Source organism: Candidatus Thiodiazotropha sp. LNASS1, from assembly GCF_964212655.1.
In the GTDB taxonomy this organism is placed as follows: Bacteria; Pseudomonadota; Gammaproteobacteria; order Chromatiales; family Chromatiaceae; genus Thiodiazotropha.
In genome coordinates this window covers 3,895,607-3,912,787 of record NZ_OZ156465.1, presented here as the reverse complement: position 1 = coordinate 3,912,787, position 17,181 = coordinate 3,895,607, and the positions used below count along the sequence as shown (strand labels likewise).

The window sequence follows — 17,181 nt, the reverse complement described above, 5'->3', positions numbered from 1 at the left end:
AGGATCACGGAACGTGAATTTCTTCGAACATCAGGACCAAGCCAAGCGCAACACACGACGCCTGGTGTTGCTGTTTTTGCTTGCTGTCGTAATCATTGTCATCACCATCGATGCGGTGTTGCTACTGCTGTTTGGCAACGTGCTCAGTGACACGGCGGGAACAAGCCAAACCCTGAGTGGCTTTCTTACTGACAACAGCGCCATTTTGCTGTTCGGTAGCGGAGGAACCGGCGCCGCGATCGGGCTGGCCAGTCTCTTCCGTAGCGCCAGCCTGAAGGATGGCGGCGGTGCTGTGGCACGCCAAATGGGAGGGGTGCCGGTAGAAGCCGATCCAAAAGACCCGCTACGTCAGCGTCTGCGCAACGTGGTGGAAGAGATCGCCATCGCCTCCGGCGTGCCGGTGCCCGAGATCTACATCATGGAGCAGGAATCCGGCATCAATGCCTTTGCCGCCGGTTATTCACCCAGTGACGCGGCGGTGGCGGTAACCCGGGGCACCCTCGAAAATTTGAACCGCGAGGAGCTGCAGGGCGTCATCGCCCACGAATTCAGTCATATCTTCAATGGTGACATGCGCCTTAACATACGGCTTATCGGCGCCCTGTTCGGCATCATGATCCTGGCGATTGCCGGGCGGCGCATCCTCTCCGGCGCTCGCTTCTCCTCAAGTTCAAAAAACAATAACGCTGGTGCGATAATCCTGTTTGCCGCAGCACTCACCGCCATCGGCTATATCGGTCTCTTCTTCGCCCGCTGGATCAAGGCTGCCGTCTCCCGTCAGCGGGAGTACCTGGCCGATGCCTCCGCAGTGCAGTTTACCCGCAACCCACAAGGTATCGCCGGCGCGCTGAAAAAGATTGCCGCGCACAGCCAGGGCGCCTCTTTAACCAGGGACAGTGAGGAGATTGCCCATATGTTGTTCGGACAGGGAATGCGGGCCACGCTATTTGCCACCCATCCTCCCATCATAGGACGCATTCAACGTATCGAACCTGGGTTTCGGGAACAGGAGCTGGGTGAAATTGCCAAACGCATGCTGCGACGCTCACGAAGAGAAGCGGAACGGGAGGCTGCCGCAACCCAGGCGGCCAGCGCGAAACGCGCCCCCTTCGATCCGCGTACGATCATCGAGGGAATAGGTCGACCCGGCTGGGAGCAGATTATGGCTGCGGCGGCCCTTGCTGCCACCCTGCCCGAGAGTCTGGTCTCGGCGGCCCGTTCAACCGAGTGGGCACCGGAGCTCTTACTCTGCATTCTGCTCGACAAGGAGGAGTCAATACGCGACCAACAGCTCTTTGCCATCGCCCGCAGACTGGGAGCGGAGAGTGAAACACAAGTGCGATACCTGATGACATCCGCCATGCCGATCCAACCTGAGCAGCGCCTTCCCCTGCTGGAGATCGCCTTCCCCGCCCTGAAACGTCGACCGGTCGAGTTCATTCATCGTCTGCTCGACACCGTTACCGAGATCGTACATCTCGATGGCAAGATAGAGGTATTTGAGTTTCTGCTTGCGAAGGTGATCAGTCTCCACCTGACGGATGCGCTCAACCCCGCCCAAAGCCACACCGGCGGTAACCGAACCCTGGCGGACCAGGCTCAGGCGGTTCGGGATGTGATCGCTATCCTTGCCGATCATGGCCATAAAGAGAGTGAGCTGATTCATCGCAGCTATGAAAACGGCATCAACAGTATTGGGCTGGAAGATCTACCCATGCAGCGGCCGACCGATTGGGTAAAAACACTGGATATGGCGCTGGATCAACTCGACGACCTCAAGAACAAGGAGAAGGAGCGGCTCATTACCGCATTGATGGAAACAATCCTTACCGACACCCAGGTCACCACTGAAGAGCTGGAACTACTGAGGGCGATCGGCTCAGCCCTACATATACCGCTCCCCTTAATGAGCGATCGCTCTGTATCGCGTCAGCTCTGATTAACCTCACTCGAAAACATTCCCAGACCGGAACGGGGCTTACTTAAGACGAATTGCAGGATTTCGTCATTCCGGCGCAGGCCGGAATCCAGGAAAACCGTCACCATCAAGCATTCTGGATCCCGGCCTACGCCGGGATGACGGTGATTCTTGGTTTAAGTAAGCGCTATTCTTCCCAGACAGTGCCTATTAACCCGGCGACCAAATAGATTACTTTTTCTTTTTCAGCAGATCGGCCAAGTCACCGAAAGGCTGATAGGTACTGGCACGATTCGCAGCTGTTTCGGCAGAGGAGTACCCGGCATCCGCATCGAGGTGGCGCGAATGTTCATTATCATGACAATAGATACACAGCAATTCCCAATTGCTGCCGTCCGGAGGATTGTTATCGTGGTTATGATCGCGATGATGTACCGTCAGCTCTCTGAGATTTTCCCGGGTAAACTCCCTCGCACAACGGCCGCAAACCCATGGATAGAGCTTCAGCGCCTGTTCCCGATAACCCTTCTCCCGCTGTTCCCTGTCACGACGGGCCTGAGCGACGATCCGGTCCAGTTTCTCATTTGACTGCTCCGACGACATATTCAACCCCTGATTGACGGAAACATTAGGGATGCGGCGTACGAGTGACACCAATCAATGGTAAATATAGTCGTTATCCCTGACCCTTATCCACTCCCGGACCAGAGTGGACCGACATACCCTTGGCCAAGACCGCTCCCATTATGGCATGGTGGCTGACGACTGTATCCCACACTGATAACATCGGTCACCTTGAGACACTAATCAGTAGAGTATCCCACTGTGAAAAACTCTCTTCTACTCCGATTCGGAACGGTTATCACCATCCTCTTCATCCTGGCGGTATCGGGAATGGTGAGTTCGATGATCATTGCTGAAACCGCCGAAGGTTATGCCGCAGCCATCAATCAGGCCGGTACATTGCGCATGCAATCCTATCGTATCGCCAGCAGCCTGGTGCATAGAACGAAGTTCCATGACGAATTGGCCACCACCCGGACCAGGGAGCTGGTCACTGAATATAACCAGCGCCTGTTCAGTCACCGAATCCACGATGTACTGACAAAGGGACCCCATAAAAAAGTCACCGAAAGCTATGAAAAAGTCGAATCCCAATGGCGGGAGCTGATGCTGCCCAATTTGGAAGATTACCTGAAATTGAGCGCATCCACTTCCCTATCGAACAATGAAAGGCGCCAACTCGACATCAGTCAGCGTAACTATCTGTCATTGGTGGACAACTTCGTCGACGATATCCACAGATTTGTCGAGGCCCTCGAATTCGATGCCGAAGAGATAAATCAACAACTCAGAATCATCCAGATCATACTGTTGACCCTGACGTTTCTGGTTGCGCTGATCAGCCTCTATCTGACCAAGACACGGGTACTCAATCCGCTGCGTGATCTGCTGGCCTGCGCCAATGCGGCACGACACGGCGACTTTTCCATACGTAGCCGCTATCTCAGTGATGACGAACTGGGTCAACTGGGTCAGGCGTTTAATGTAATGGCCGAGGATCTTTCCGTGATCTATGCGGATCTTGAAAACCGGGTACGAAAAAAGACCCATGATCTGGAACAGAGCAATCGCACACTGGAACTGCTCTATTCCGCGACCAAGCGGTTGAGCGACTCCACGTTGAGCGAAGATGTACTGATCGCGGTGATACACGATATCGAGGCGTTATTGGGCGTGAATAACGGCACAATCTGTCTCGGTCAGCCCGGTGATCAACATGCCTATCGATATGCCTCCACGCGAGACACCGATATCCTTTCAAAGGAAAAACCGGACAATCAGTGTGCGGTCTGCCTCGGCGAGGGCAGATCACATACCTTCAAAATCGCCAAGTCAGATACCCATGCGCCTGTCAATGTGTTTTCCACACCAATCAGGGACAAGACCCAGCAATACGGCGTATTGCTGGTGGAATTTCCCGTAACCACGCAGCTGGAGGAGTGGCAGGAGCGCCTGTTGGAGACCGTTGCCAGCCATATTGCCCTGGCAATCAACGTCGCACAGCAAGTGACCCAGAGTCGAAAGCTCTCATTAATGGAGGAACGCAGTGTCATTGCAAGAGAGCTGCATGACTCCATTGCCCAATCCCTCTCCTACCTGAAGATCCAGGTAGCCAAGTTGGAAAAGTCGATAAACGATGAGCGTGATAAAAAAGATATTTTATTGGTTAGCGCGGCCTTGCGTTCTGCGCTCAACGGCGCCTATCGACAACTGCGGGAACTGTTGACCACCTTCAGACTCCGGGTGACCGACGCCGACCTGGGCAAACTGATCAGGGAGACTGTTGAGGAGTTTGAAAACAGATCAGGAATTGTTATTGAATACACCAACCATATCGGAAATTGTCAATTCACGCCCAATGCGGAGATTCACATCATACAGATCATCCGCGAGGCGCTCTCGAACGTCATTCGCCATGCCAATGCAAGACGGGCCAGGGTGGTGCTGGAGTGCAATCAGACGGGACGGGTCAATGTCAGCATCGAGGATGACGGCATCGGAATCAATGACGAAAGTGATATGATGCAGCATTATGGACTGCCTATCATGAAAGAGCGTGCTGAGTGGCTGGGCGGAACACTGACCATCAACGAACCGGCAGGTGGCGGCACCCGCATAGATCTCAATTTCAATATTACGGACGCCTCCAACAGTGAATCCAAAAAGATGTTAATCGAGCAGTTAAAACATGGCTGAACAGCAATCCTACACCGTACTCACTATCGATGATCATCCTCTGTTCAGGAAGGGTGTATCCGATCTGATCGATATGGATGATACCCTGGAGTTGGTGGGTGAGGCCGCCAACGGACCGGACGGACTGGTAGTGGCGAAACAGTTCAATCCGGACCTGATCCTGCTGGATATCAATATGAAGGGCATGAACGGACTCGAAACCCTGAAGGCGATCAGAGAACAGGAGATCGATTCCAGGGTGCTTATGCTCACCGTGTCCGATAATGAAGAGGATGTTCTGACCGCCTTACGCCTGGGTGCGGACGGCTATCTGCTGAAGGATATGGAACCCGAGGATATCCTGAAATCGATCCGTAAGGCGGTGAAAGGCTCCCTGGTGATCAGCGACCACCTGACTCAATTACTGGCGAAAGCACTGAGGGAGGATGACAAACTCAAAGTGAAGGATCCCATCACCTCGCTGACTGCCAGGGAGAAGGAGATTTTGCAATGCATAGCCCAGGGCCAGAGCAACAAACAAATTGCGAATGTCCTGAATATCTCTGAAGGAACGGTCAAGGTACATGTCAAGCATCTACTCAAGAAGCTCAACCTGCACTCCCGAACCGAAGCGGCCGTGTGGGCATTGAAAGAGGGAATCACCGCTGGCCGTTAATCATTTCAACTGCCTCCAACCGATCCGTTCAAGTCATTATTTTCCTCCATCAACCCGATTCTCTACCTCATACGATATACAATCTACCCAAATAGTAGTAACAGGGACTACCAAAATATTGGTAACTTCTTGATTCTATTAATAAATTCTTAATCTTTTCCATTCAATCCTTGATCCGTGTCAAAGCGGTCGCACCCCTCTGGTGAAACACTTTAGGCTCATTGAGAAATTGTCACTTAATCCGGTGAGCTTTCGCCGATTCGACTACCTCGATTGAGGCATGATTGTGGATATATCCATAGACAGAGTTCAGTTCCTCCGTGGCGACGTCAACAGTCGCCACAGAGGCATACATCCACCCTGGTCGATTGGGGATTCCAGCTTCCTGGAACTCTGCAACCGTTGCGATGAGTGCATCAAGGCATGCCAACCCGCAATTATCATCAACGGGTCAGGCGGCTTCCCTGTGATTGACTTCACACGGGGTCATTGCACATTTTGCGGCGACTGCGTAAAGGTGTGCCAACCCAAGGCTTTGGAATTCCCCGACGATTTATCCACTCCACCCTGGTTGCTTGAGATCGAAATCGAACAGTCGTGCCTCTCCCTCAATGGCGTTGTCTGCAGAAGCTGCGGCGACATCTGCGAGGAACGTGCAATTCGGTTTCAGCTTCAGACGGGTGGCCGCTCACAGCCGCAACCCGATCTCTCAATCTGTACCGGCTGCGGGGCCTGCGTCGCAGTTTGTCCGAGTAAATCAATAACAATTACCCCCATTTCAAATGACCACGCGGTATCAACAAAAGTCCGTGAGGAGATGCTCAATCCATGAATATATGCAGCTTGATCGTCCATACCAAACCGACCCAGGGAGCCGAGGTGTGCCAACGCCTGCAAGGGTTCCAGGGAGTCGAGGTCCATGGAGGAACCGAGGAAGACAAATTGATTGTCACTATTGAGGACGAGGGTGAGTCGATGTCACCCGTGTCAGACACCATGAATGCCCTTCGTGACGTGAAAGGCGTCGTGAACACTGTTTTGATTTATCACTTTGGCGGTGAAGAGTCGATGGAGGAAATGAACCGTGAAATTAACTAGAAGAGATTTTATTAAGAGTAATGCAGTGGCCGCAGCAGCCTCCGTGGCTGGTGTTACCCTACCGGTCAGCCAAACCGTTGCTGCCGATGCAGACGACGGCATTCGTTGGGACAAGGCTGCCTGCCGTTACTGCGGTACCGGCTGCAGCGTACTGATGGGTGTAAAAGACGGTAAAGTCGTGGCCAGTCAGGGCGATCCTGACGCACCGGTCAACAAGGGCCTCAACTGTATCAAGGGCTACTTTCTGCCGAAGATCCTCTATGGTGAGGATCGGCTGACCAAACCGCTGTTGCGCAAGACCAACGGCAAGTATGACAAGAACGGCAAATTCGAAGCCGTTTCCTGGGAAGAGGCCTTCAAGACGATGGCCGAGAAATGGGTCGCTGCCCGTAAGGCCAAGGGCCCGAAAGGCGTCGGCATGTTTGGCTCCGGTCAGTGGACCGTGTGGGAAGGCTATGCTGCGCAGAAACTGTTGAAGGCCGGTTTCCGTTCCAACAGCCTGGAACCCAACGCCCGTCACTGCATGGCCTCTGCGGTGGGCGCCTTCATGCGCGCCTTCGGTATCGATGAGCCGATGGGCTGTTACGACGATCTGGAGCACGCCGATGTCTTCGTGCTGTGGGGCGCCAACATGGCGGAGATGCACCCGATTCTCTGGTCCCGTCTCACCGACACCCGTCTGACCAAGCCCGGCTGTGAAGTCCATGTGCTCTCCACCTTCGAGCATCGCTGCTACGAGCTGGCGGACAACGGCATGGTATTCGAGCCCCAGACCGATCTGGCGATTCTCAACTATATCGCCAACTACATCATCCAGAACAAGGCCTACAACAAGGAGTTCATCGACAAGCACGTCAACTTCACCAAGACCCCGACCGATATCGGTTACGGTCTGCGTGCCAACGATCCTCGTGAGAAGGCAGCCAAGAACCGGGCCAAGGGCAAGCTCACCAAGATCAGTTTCGAAGAGTACGCCAAGTCGGTTGAGCCCTATACCCTGGAGTACACTGCCAAGCTCTCCAAGGTGCCGAAGGACAAACTGTTGAGACTGGCCAAGGCCTACGCCGATCCCAAGAAGAAGGTCTCATCTTACTGGACCATGGGTTTCAACCAGCATACCCGCGGTGTCTGGGTCAACGGCCTCTGTTATAACGTCCACCTTTTGATGGGTAAGATCTCAGAACCCGGCAACAGCCCCTTCTCACTGACCGGTCAGCCCTCCGCGTGCGGTACCGCACGCGAGGTCGGCACCTTCACCCACCGTCTGCCCGCAGACCTGGTGACCAAGAAGGATGCCCACTGCAAGTTCGCCGAGAAGACCTGGAAGCTGCCGGCCGGTACGATCCCCAGGGCCAACGGCAAGACCGATGGCGCCGATCAGACCGACATCAGCGGCAAGCCCATGGGCAAGACCCTGATCCATGCGGTCGCCATGCATCGCGCCCTCAACGACGGCAAGATGAATACCTTCTGGGTCATGTGTAACAACAACATGCAGGCTGCGGCCAACATGAATGACGAGAGTTATCCCGGTTGGCGCAACCCGGACAACTTCATCACCGTCTCCGACCCCTATCCGACGGTATCGGCCCAGGCCGCAGACCTGATCCTGCCGACCGCCATGTGGATAGAGAAGGAGGGTGCCTACGGTAACGCAGAACGTCGTACCCAGTTCTGGCGTCAGCAGGTTGCCGCACCGGGTGAGGCCAAATCTGACGTCTGGCAGGTCATGGAGTTCGCCAAATACGTCAAGGTCGAGGATGTCTGGCCTGCAGATCTCATCGCGAAGAAGCCCGAGTATGCGGGCAAGACCCTGTTTGATGTGCTCTTCGCCAACGGCCAGGTCGACAAGTTCCCAGTGGAACAGGTCACCGACAGCCGCGGCAACAAGTACGACAACGACGAGTCGGCTGACTTCGGCTTCTACGTACAGAAGGGGCTGTTTGAAGAGTATCGTCTCTTCAATTCCGTCGAGGGCATCCCGAAGAAGGGTCACGAGATGGCCGATTTCGATACCTACCACAAAGTCCGCGGTATGCGCTGGCCTGTGATCGACGGCAAGGAGACCCTGTGGCGTTTCCGCGAAGGCTACGATCCCCATGTCGCCAAGGGCGAAGGGGTCAAGTTTTACGGCAAGCCTGACGGCAAGGCCAACATCATCACCGCGCCCTATGAGCCGGCCGCCGAGCCGCCGGATAAAGAGTACGATCTGTGGCTCTGCACCGGCCGTGTATTGGAGCACTGGCACTCCGGTTCAATGACCCGTCGCGTTCCCGAACTCTATCGTGCGGTACCCGACGCGGTGGTCTACATGCACCCGAAAGACGCCAAGAAACGTCGTCTGCGTAACGGTGCGCTGGCCAAGCTCACCACCCGTCGTGGCGAGATCGTGTGCAAGGTCGACACCAAGGGTCGCAACAAGTGTCCCGAGGGCCTGATCTTCGTGCCCTGGTTCGATGCGGGACGCCTGGTCAACAAACTGACCCTCGACCAGACCGATCCGCTCTCGAAAGAGACGGACTACAAGAAGTGCGGTGTCAAGGTGACACGCGCATAGCTTGTACGGTGCCGGTCCGGGCAACCGGACCGGCGGTTAACTGAAAACGGAGCACTGAATCGCAGTATCACATCAGTCATGTCAGAAACAGAGAGAAAAAACGAGATCAACCGCCGGCAGTTTCTGGGCAATATGCTCAAAACCGCCTGTGGTGTAGGATTGGTCGGACTGGGACTGGGCGCCTATTCGAAACGGGCCTCTACCATGCCGGCCAACTACATTCGCCCCCCCGGCGCCTTGCCGGAGGAGGATTTTCTCGGCGCCTGCATTCGCTGCGGCCTCTGTGTGCGCGATTGTCCCTACGACATTCTGTTTCTGGGTGAGGTCGGTGACGAAGTCGCCACGGGAACGCCCTATTTCATCGCCCGTACCGGGCCGTGTGAGATGTGCGAGGACATTCCCTGTGTGGTGGCCTGTCCCACCAACGCCCTCGACCATGACCTGAAAGATATCGAAGATTCGCGTATGGGCCTGGCTGTGCTCATCGACCAGGAGAACTGCATTGCGTTCCACGGACTGCGTTGTGAAGTCTGCTTCAACGTCTGTCCGATCCGCAATCGCGCCATCACCCTGGACATGCAGCACAACACCCGTTCCGGTAAGCATGCCCTGTTCATTCCCATAGTCCACTCCGAAGCCTGTACCGGCTGCGGACTCTGTGAACGCGCATGCATTCTGGAAGAGGCGGCCATCAAGGTCTTTCCCATGCACCTTGCGAAGGGTGAATTGGGCAAGCACTACCGTTTGGGCTGGAAGGAGAAAGAGAAAGCGGGCAAGTCACTGGTCACTCCCGACACCGAGCATCGTTACAACCTGCCCGAAGGGGTGCGTTACGACCTGCAGGGTGAAGGCTTGATCATCGAAGGCGAGGCCGGGGAGACACCCTTCTCCTCCAATCCTCTGGATACACTCAATAGCGGTTTCATGGACAAGTAGCATGTTAGACATGAAGACATTGGGTGACGATGCCATTGCCGAAAAAGGCTGGTTCAAGGCCCACAAGTTCCTGATCCTGAGGCGACTCAGTCAACTCGGGATTCTGGCGCTGTTCTTGACCGGTCCCTGGCTCGGCATCTGGATCGTGAAGGGCAACCTGGCCTCAAACCTGACCCTGGACGTGCTGCCGCTGACCGACCCCTATGTGTTGCTGCAAGCCAGTCTGTCGGGAGTGGTTCCGGAGACTGCCGCCATTATCGGCGTGGTCATCGTGCTGGTCTTCTACTTCCTGGTGGGAGGCCGGGTCTACTGCTCCTGGGTCTGCCCGGTCAACATGGTCACCGACCTGGCCGCCTGGTTGCGGCGCAAGCTGGGGATCAGAACCACCTCGCAGCTCTCGCGTTCCACCCGCTACTGGATGTTGGCGCTGACGTTGATCCTGCCGCTGGTGGTGACCGGGGGCATCATCTGGGAACTGGTCAATCCGGTCTCCATGATGTTCCGCGGCATTGTCTTCGGCATGGGTGCAGCCTGGATCATGGTCCTGGGGATCTTTCTGTTCGATCTGATTGTGGCGAAGGACGGCTGGTGCGGACACATCTGTCCAGTGGGTGCTTTCTACAACCTGGTCGGCAGTAAGAGCCTGTTGCGGGTCAACGCCCTTGAGCGTCAGGCCTGCAACGACTGTATGGAGTGCTACGTGGTCTGTCCGGAACCGCAGGTGATCAAGCCGGCGCTGAAGGGGGAGAAGAAGGGGCTGAGCCCGGTGATTCTCTCTTCCGACTGCACCAATTGTGGGCGCTGTATCGATATCTGTGCACCAGAGGTTTTCAGTTATGGCGGACGTCACGCCAAAAAAATCGACGAGTACAAGCGAGAGGTTGAAGTCAATCGGGGTGTCCGGGCCTGACCGGCACATCAAACCAATTCTGTTTATGAGAGTGATGATGGAGAAAGGTATGAAAAAAATCGCACTACTGACACTTGCGGCAATCGCAACCATGTTCCTGTCGACTGCCCTGTTGGCCGACGTTCAATCGCTGCGTGGCGATGCACTCGACACCATGGCGAAAAAACCGGCCGACCTGAAGCTCGTCAATGTGAAAGGCGGCATCGAAAGAAGCTTCAAGCTGCAACCGCCCATGGTGCCGCACGAAGTGGACAAATACGAAGTCAACCTGAAGAACAACGGTTGCATGAAATGTCACAGCGAAGCCACCTACGAGAAAGAGAAGGCGCCCAAGGTGGGTGATAGCCACTATGAGGATCGTGAGGGCAAGGTTCTGAAGACTATCTCCAGCCGCCGATACTTCTGTAACCAGTGCCATGCACCCCAGGTGGGCGCGGATCCCCTGGTGCAAAACAACTTTCAAGGTGCCAAATAGTATTCAGCCGAATCGGGTCGCCTCGAATGGAGGCGACCACGATTCACTGAATAGCAGTAGACAAATCAACTAGTGAAAAGTAAGTATGAACGAAAGTAAGAAAAAAGGCGGGCTGTTCCTGATAGCCGTCGGTATCGTTGCCGGTGTCATATTGTGGGGTGGATTCAATACCGCAATGGAGATGACAAATACCGAAACCTTCTGTATCTCATGCCATGAAATGGAACAGACGGTCTACCAAGAGCTGCAGGAGACGATCCACTTCACCAACAGGACCGGTGTTCGCGCCACCTGCCCTGACTGCCATGTCCCCAAGGAGTGGATCCACAAAGTCGTGCGCAAGATTCAGGCAACCAATGAGCTCTACCACAAGATGCTGGGAACCATCGACACGCCGGAGAAGTACGAAGCCAAGCGTCTCGAGCTGGCACAGAATGTTTGGCGCTCGATGAAGAAGACCGACTCCCGGGAGTGCCGTAACTGCCACAAGTTCGTCTCAATGGATCTGGACAGACAGGCACCACGCAGTTCCGAGCAGCACGATCCTCACTACTGGGACGCTGTGGATGGAAAGGAACCGCAAAAAACCTGTATCGATTGCCATAAAGGGATTGCCCATTCACTCCCCGAAGGGTTCGATCCCAACGCCGAGTTTTGATATGGACATACGGACATTTTTCCTGCGCTCAATTAAAAGTACTTTGTAATCAAACGGTTAAGAATTCCTGTCGGCAAATCCCTTATTAGCAGGATGCACCGTCAGCCACCCAGGTTATGAATGCAGTCTTTGAGAAGCTGTAGCGGCATATTCAGCGACCGAGGGAAAACAGTTGACCTTTTCCCAATACCGTTGAATGATTAGTTTGACTGATAGGTCTATAATGACAGAAAATGATTGTGTGAGAGGCGGCCATGCTAAGTGACACGTTCGGCAGACGGATCGAGTACCTGCGCCTATCCGTCACAGATCGCTGTGATTTTCGCTGTTTTTATTGCCTTCCCAGGAGCCATAGAACGTTCGAGACACCCGATGATTGGCTCACTACCGATGAAGTGGAACGGCTCATCGCTCAATTTGCCGCGCTTGGCGTCAAACATGTCAGACTCACCGGAGGTGAGCCTCTCGTCCGCAAGGAGCTGGAGGACATTGCCCGCCGTATCGCCGCCCTTCAAGGTATCGAGGAGTTGTCCCTCAGCACCAATGCCTCCCGCCTCAGCCAATTTGCCGGACCATTGAGCGATGCGGGCGTGACACGACTCAATATCAGTCTCGATTCACTCAACGAGAAAAAATTTAAAACGATCACCGGCAGCCGGTTGCAACCGGTTTTGGAAGGTATAGCCAGTGCACAGGCGGTTGGTCTGACACCGATAAAACTGAACATGGTCATCATGCGGGGCATCAACGACGATGAAGTCGAGAGCATGATCGAGTACTGCATGGAACGGGGCCTCACCCTGCGCTTTATCGAAACCATGCCGGTCGGTCAGGGCGGACTGTCTGCCTCTGAGCATTACATGCCGCTCTCCGAGATCGAGGCACGGCTTAATAAACGCTATAAGTTACAACCCGCGGCGATGCGTGGAAGCGGTCCGGCTCGCTATTTCCAGATCGATGACTCCGATCTCGTAATCGGGTTCATCACCCCGCAGTCACAACACTTCTGTGCAACCTGCAATCGTGTACGAGTCTCCGTGAGCGGCGATCTCCATCTCTGCCTTGGACAGGAAGATAAGCTGGCACTGCGTCCCCTGATGCGCGAGGGTGCAACGGATGCAGACATACAGGCGGCAATTCACTCCGCCATTGCACGCAAACCGGAACGACATCATTTCGGCGAAACGCCGACCGCGATCATTCGCCCGATGTCGGCCCTTGGCGGCTGAATAAGCATCAGCCCACGGGTTTATACAGGGCGCCTTTCTTTTTAACGGCAGGTAGTCTCAGTACATCTACACCGATTTGGTGGGGTGTATAGAGCGTGGTACGTATCAACCACCCACCTCCCGGTATACGGGCCTGTTCCGTCATGCTTCTGATGTGCGTGGTATCGTCGTATTGATCTTCGATGACTTCGTATTCCAGTTTCATACTACCCCCTATTCTTTTATTAGAGTGAAGCAGGTGGTAACACCTGGGAGGCGTTCTTACGCGTCCCCGCATCGGTAAGCATAGGCCATTTTCAAGGGAGTTTGCCTAGACTGCCACTCAGGGTCATTTGAGGAAACGGTATCTCCCATCCGTTTTCAGTACAGGCATCCACGCACCAACGTTGAATAGCACGGCGCAGGCGATTGTAGAGTTCCCCGAGTTCACCGCTGAAATCCGCAATCACGGTGATATCGAGTGAAGAGCTGTTGGCCTGAGAAAATTCAACACGCAAATTGAGCAGATGTTCAGTATAGCCCTCCTGCTCCAGTCGCAGCTGAATCGTGTTCCGCAGGATTTCCGGGATAGTATCCGTACTCTTCTCCTGAAGTGCATAACTGACGCCAATCACCTCTTTAATACGGAAGTTTGTTGCCAGGTTGCGTGGTGATGCGGCAAGGAAATCACTGGTTTGGTAGGTCAGTTGTGCGCCGCCCCGTTCCACCAGCTGCACCAGTTCCGGGGAAATTCCGGTCACTCGACCCCTGACTCCATCACTGAGAATCACCCAGTCGCCCTTTTGGCAAGGAAACCATGGCTCATCCGGATTACTGGGTCTCGATTTATGATCAACCAGTTCATCGATGGGTACTCGCAGACCAAGTCCTGCATCCGGATTCTCCAGGATGGAGAAGACATTGATCTGCTCAACCCGCCAGGGCAATCCATCCAAAAATATGCGCTCCCCCTCACGCACTGAGCCAATATTCAGAAACAACTGTATCTGGTGCCAATATCTGGGCAAGGCCTGGCGAAGCCCCCATGCCATTCCCAACAGCAGCAGAATACCCAAACTGAACAACACCCAATCTTCGACAACATAGAAAACCACCATGGGCCCAATGATGATCAGCAAGGTAGTCACTATCCGATGCACAAGCTCCAATAGCCTGACACGAAAACTGCGGTGTCTCTTTTTAAAACCAGGCATCAGGCGTCTCATCGCCTTGTCACTCATCCTGGAGAGGAGAATAATGATCGCAACCACCAATATCGCTTCAATCAGATAGAGCCCGCGGCGTTGAAAGAACTGTTTCAAATAGTCCTGTGATGCATCGGTGATCGAGACCTCGGAAGCGAGTATTTCATCAAGCTGTAATTCTGCCGCTTGATATTCGCTGCTCATGAATGTGTGACTCTTGAGCCATTTTTCAGTAAGTATGTCGAGGGACGCCTTCAACTTGTCCGAATCACTTTCCATACGCAAGGCTTCAATATTTTTCAGGGCGTTATCGAGTATCTTCAGCCTTTCACCGTAATAGGCGATCTTCTCCTTCAACTCCGATTTCTGACGCACCTTCGATGTCATATCCTTCATCTCGTCGATGGCAGGCTTGAGCAAAGAGAACAACTCCTGCTTGAGATCGAACTGAGTCTCATCCTCGCTACGCAGGCTTGTTAGATCGATCCCCGCGGAGATATTCTCAAAATTCTCAACAGTGCGTGATAGCTCGGCATCCAGTTTCAGCAGCTGTTGTTTCAATGAAGCCTTTTGCGTCTCCGACTCCGCAGCGGCGACGGATCTGCTTAATGATGCAATATCCCCTTCTATATTCTCTCTGATGGTTACCAGATTGAGCAGTGTAGAGAGGGTATTTCTCTCTTTGTCTGTGGACCCTCCAGCATCCTCCTCCGCAAGAACCGGACAAGGCATGATCAGAAAGAGCGCAACGATACTAATTCCAATCAGGCGCCGGCAGAACAAGTAAATCGACATAGCCATAATCATGTCACCATAAATATCTGTACTCTGTGTTTTCAGGCATCATTCTCCGACACGACCAGTGATTTGAGAAACATCCCTCGTGGATTATTGAAGCAGGCCATACTTACCCACGACAGCAACTACAGTGACCAGCATTCCAAAGGTGAGATTAATCAGTATCAGTTGTCGTATCAGGCTGACGGCCTCCACTAACTTCGGCTTGTCATCCTCTTTTTGCGCCACCCTAATCTGTTTGTAGGGAATGGCATAGATAAAAACGAAAATAGCGGACATCAAGATACCCACTACCGTCATAAATCCCAACCACAATCCGATGTTATCTTCATAGAACATGAACAACATCCAGAATCCGCTGGCCACAATGGCAATGACAGCCACCCAAACCCAGGGAAAGAAACCATCAAATACTCGCAAAAGAAGCGATAAACGTTGTGGGGCCTCCAGAGAATCATTGAGCGCGGGACGCAGAACCATATGCGCAAAAAACATCCCTCCAACCCAAATAATGACACCAATGATATGCAGGGTCATAGCAATCGACATAACTCTCCACCTCTACAAGGATTGATTCAAGAAGGATCGTCCATTGTGCCTAACCGCCATCCAATCTCCAACTGCCGTATAGTCGAAGGCCGCCATTCATCTCATTGCATGGTTATGAAATCAAGATCGGTATCCACAGACCCTGCCAGCACAGAAGTTTGAAAAACTGCATCTGGCTAGGTAAACTACTTGATTCCCTGTCGATTTGGCGGGACTAACGCATTGACTGGCGTCCTAAACGGATGCCTTTTTTGTTTTATGGGTATGCACATGGTCGACTCTCTGATGACGACTTACAATCGGTTACCTATAACCTTCCTACGGGGTGAGGGCGCCCGGCTGTGGGATGATCAGGGCCGTTCCTATCTTGACGCCATTGCCGGCATTGCCGTCTGCGGGCTGGGACATGCACACCCTGAGATTCGAGATGCCTTGTGTGACCAGGCCGGAACCTTGCTCCACACATCCAATATCTATGGCATTGCCTACCAGGAAAAGCTGGGTGCCAAACTTTGCGAAATGGCCTCGATGGACCGGGTTTTTTTCGCCAATTCCGGTGCCGAAGCCAACGAAGCGGCGATAAAGATCGCCCGTCTCCATGGCAACAAAAAAGGGGTCAGGAATCCCGCAATCATAGTCATGGACCAGAGTTTCCATGGTCGCACCCTTGCCACGCTGACCGCCACCGGCAACCGCAAGGTTCAGGCCGGATTCGAGCCCCTGGTTCAGGGTTTTGTGCGTGTTCCATACGATGATATCGAAGCGATCACCGAAATCGCCAACAACAGCAACAACGTAGTAGCGGTGCTTGTTGAACCCATCCAGGGTGAAGGCGGGATCAACATCCCCGACGGGGATTACCTCAATCGGATACGCGAGATCTGCGATGAAAACGATTGGTTGATGATGCTGGATGAAATCCAGACCGGGATCGGGCGCACCGGCCGCATGTTCAGTCACCAGCATAACGACATCCTGCCGGATGTCATGACCCTGGCGAAAGGATTGGGCAACGGCGTTCCTATCGGCGCCTGCCTGGCGAGGGGTGCCGCGGCCGAGATGTTCTCACCCGGGAATCACGGTTCCACCTTCGGCGGCAATCCACTCGCCTGCCGAGTTGCTCTGACGGTACTGGAGCAAATTGAGTCCCACCAGTTGGCAGCAAGGGCCGCACAGCTGGGTGAACGCATGCGAAACGGCTTTCAATCCAAGCTTGGCGAACAACAGGGAGTGGTCTCGATTCGCGTATCCGGCCTTATGATCGGTATCGAACTTGACCGGCCATGCTTTGAGCTGGTAACCCGTGCCCTTGATCAGGGCATACTGATCAATGTCACTGCCGATAAGGTTGTACGACTGTTACCTCCACTGATCATCAGTGACGCCGAATGCGAAGAGATCATCGACAAGGTCAGTGCATTGATCCTGGGATATCTTTGATTGTCGGTTTGAGA

The 17,181-nt window shown here is 53.9% G+C and carries 16 protein-coding genes; 12 read left to right on the top strand and 4 right to left on the bottom strand.

Annotated features, from left to right (window positions below; translation table 11 throughout):
- Positions 1-13 precede the first annotated feature (13 nt).
- Complete coding sequence (locus AB8516_RS17410; RefSeq protein WP_369162491.1) at positions 14-1,939, top strand: M48 family metallopeptidase; 1,926 nt, start codon at positions 14-16, stop codon at positions 1,937-1,939.
- Positions 1,940-2,149: 210 nt separating this feature from the next.
- Here AB8516_RS17410 and AB8516_RS17405 read toward each other — a convergent pair whose 3' ends face one another.
- Entirely contained in the window at positions 2,150-2,521 is a 372-nt protein-coding gene (locus AB8516_RS17405) for a YajD family HNH nuclease (protein ID WP_369162490.1), read from the bottom strand.
- A gap of 222 nt (positions 2,522-2,743) precedes the next feature.
- On the opposite strand from AB8516_RS17405, the gene AB8516_RS17400 reads away from it, so the two are divergent.
- The 10 genes from AB8516_RS17400 to moaA all read left to right on the top strand — a co-directional run bounded on the left by AB8516_RS17400 (position 2,744) and on the right by moaA (position 13,196).
- Complete coding sequence (locus tag AB8516_RS17400) at positions 2,744-4,678, top strand: ATP-binding protein (protein WP_369162489.1); 1,935 nt, start codon at positions 2,744-2,746, stop codon at positions 4,676-4,678.
- Complete coding sequence (narL, locus tag AB8516_RS17395) at positions 4,671-5,333, top strand: two-component system response regulator NarL (protein WP_369162488.1); 663 nt, start codon at positions 4,671-4,673, stop codon at positions 5,331-5,333. Before AB8516_RS17400 ends, narL begins: the two co-directional genes overlap by 8 nt.
- Positions 5,334-5,619: 286 nt before the next feature.
- On the top strand, positions 5,620-6,165 hold the full coding sequence (gene napF, locus AB8516_RS17390) for a ferredoxin-type protein NapF (RefSeq protein WP_369162487.1): 546 nt from the start codon (positions 5,620-5,622) through the stop codon (positions 6,163-6,165).
- Positions 6,162-6,431 carry a chaperone NapD gene (locus AB8516_RS17385; RefSeq protein WP_108294358.1) on the top strand — a complete coding sequence of 90 codons (270 nt, stop codon included), beginning with the start codon at positions 6,162-6,164 and terminating at the stop codon, positions 6,429-6,431. Before napF ends, AB8516_RS17385 begins: the two co-directional genes overlap by 4 nt.
- A complete protein-coding gene (gene napA, locus AB8516_RS17380; protein ID WP_369162486.1) occupies positions 6,418-8,988 on the top strand; it encodes a nitrate reductase catalytic subunit NapA in 2,571 nt (856 codons plus the stop codon). Before AB8516_RS17385 ends, napA begins: the two co-directional genes overlap by 14 nt.
- A 78-nt stretch (positions 8,989-9,066) precedes the next feature.
- A complete protein-coding gene (napG, locus tag AB8516_RS17375; RefSeq protein WP_369162485.1) occupies positions 9,067-9,924 on the top strand; it encodes a ferredoxin-type protein NapG in 858 nt (285 codons plus the stop codon).
- Position 9,925: 1 nt separating this feature from the next.
- A complete protein-coding gene (gene napH / locus AB8516_RS17370) occupies positions 9,926-10,834 on the top strand; it encodes a quinol dehydrogenase ferredoxin subunit NapH (RefSeq protein ID WP_369162484.1) in 909 nt (302 codons plus the stop codon).
- 49 nt (positions 10,835-10,883) lie between these two features.
- Positions 10,884-11,309, top strand: coding sequence for a nitrate reductase cytochrome c-type subunit (locus AB8516_RS17365; protein ID WP_083220735.1), 426 nt, complete (start codon positions 10,884-10,886; stop codon positions 11,307-11,309).
- Between the two features lie 85 nt (positions 11,310-11,394).
- A complete protein-coding gene (locus AB8516_RS17360) occupies positions 11,395-11,967 on the top strand; it encodes a NapC/NirT family cytochrome c (protein WP_369162483.1) in 573 nt (190 codons plus the stop codon).
- A gap of 254 nt (positions 11,968-12,221) precedes the next feature.
- A complete protein-coding gene (moaA, locus tag AB8516_RS17355) occupies positions 12,222-13,196 on the top strand; it encodes a GTP 3',8-cyclase MoaA (RefSeq protein ID WP_369162482.1) in 975 nt (324 codons plus the stop codon).
- A gap of 7 nt (positions 13,197-13,203) precedes the next feature.
- Here moaA and AB8516_RS17350 read toward each other — a convergent pair whose 3' ends face one another.
- The 3 genes from AB8516_RS17350 to AB8516_RS17340 all read right to left on the bottom strand — a co-directional run bounded on the left by AB8516_RS17350 (position 13,204) and on the right by AB8516_RS17340 (position 15,727).
- The gene (locus AB8516_RS17350) at positions 13,204-13,401 is read right to left on the bottom strand and encodes a hypothetical protein (protein WP_069125409.1); all 198 of its coding nucleotides are present in this window, start codon (positions 13,399-13,401) and stop codon (positions 13,204-13,206) included.
- Between the two features lie 91 nt (positions 13,402-13,492).
- Positions 13,493-15,181, bottom strand: a complete 1,689-nt coding sequence (locus AB8516_RS17345) for a hypothetical protein (protein ID WP_369162481.1) — start codon at positions 15,179-15,181, stop codon at positions 13,493-13,495.
- Positions 15,182-15,268: 87 nt separating this feature from the next.
- Positions 15,269-15,727 (bottom strand): CopD family protein, encoded by a 459-nt coding sequence (locus tag AB8516_RS17340; RefSeq protein WP_369162480.1) that lies wholly within the window; start codon positions 15,725-15,727, stop codon positions 15,269-15,271.
- Between the two features lie 270 nt (positions 15,728-15,997).
- On the opposite strand from AB8516_RS17340, the gene AB8516_RS17335 reads away from it, so the two are divergent.
- Positions 15,998-17,167, top strand: a complete 1,170-nt coding sequence (locus AB8516_RS17335) for an aspartate aminotransferase family protein (RefSeq protein WP_108294374.1) — start codon at positions 15,998-16,000, stop codon at positions 17,165-17,167.
- Positions 17,168-17,181 lie beyond the last annotated feature (14 nt).

Excerpts from the sequence above, each read along its gene's own strand:
- AB8516_RS17405 (WP_369162490.1), bottom strand. The coding sequence starts at position 2,521 with ATGTCGTCGGAGCAGTCAAATGAGAAACTGGACCGGATCGTCGCTCAG.
- narL (WP_369162488.1), top strand. The coding sequence starts at position 4,671 with ATGGCTGAACAGCAATCCTACACCGTACTCACTATCGATGATCATCCT.
- AB8516_RS17385 (WP_108294358.1), top strand. The coding sequence starts at position 6,162 with ATGAATATATGCAGCTTGATCGTCCATACCAAACCGACCCAGGGAGCC.
- napG (WP_369162485.1), top strand. The coding sequence starts at position 9,067 with ATGTCAGAAACAGAGAGAAAAAACGAGATCAACCGCCGGCAGTTTCTG.
- napH (WP_369162484.1), top strand. The coding sequence starts at position 9,926 with ATGTTAGACATGAAGACATTGGGTGACGATGCCATTGCCGAAAAAGGC.
- AB8516_RS17365 (WP_083220735.1), top strand. The coding sequence starts at position 10,884 with ATGAAAAAAATCGCACTACTGACACTTGCGGCAATCGCAACCATGTTC.
- AB8516_RS17360 (WP_369162483.1), top strand. The coding sequence starts at position 11,395 with ATGAACGAAAGTAAGAAAAAAGGCGGGCTGTTCCTGATAGCCGTCGGT.
- moaA (WP_369162482.1), top strand. The coding sequence starts at position 12,222 with ATGCTAAGTGACACGTTCGGCAGACGGATCGAGTACCTGCGCCTATCC.
- AB8516_RS17350 (WP_069125409.1), bottom strand. The coding sequence starts at position 13,401 with ATGAAACTGGAATACGAAGTCATCGAAGATCAATACGACGATACCACG.
- AB8516_RS17345 (WP_369162481.1), bottom strand. The coding sequence starts at position 15,181 with ATGGCTATGTCGATTTACTTGTTCTGCCGGCGCCTGATTGGAATTAGT.
- AB8516_RS17340 (WP_369162480.1), bottom strand. The coding sequence starts at position 15,727 with ATGTCGATTGCTATGACCCTGCATATCATTGGTGTCATTATTTGGGTT.
- AB8516_RS17335 (WP_108294374.1), top strand. The coding sequence starts at position 15,998 with ATGGTCGACTCTCTGATGACGACTTACAATCGGTTACCTATAACCTTC.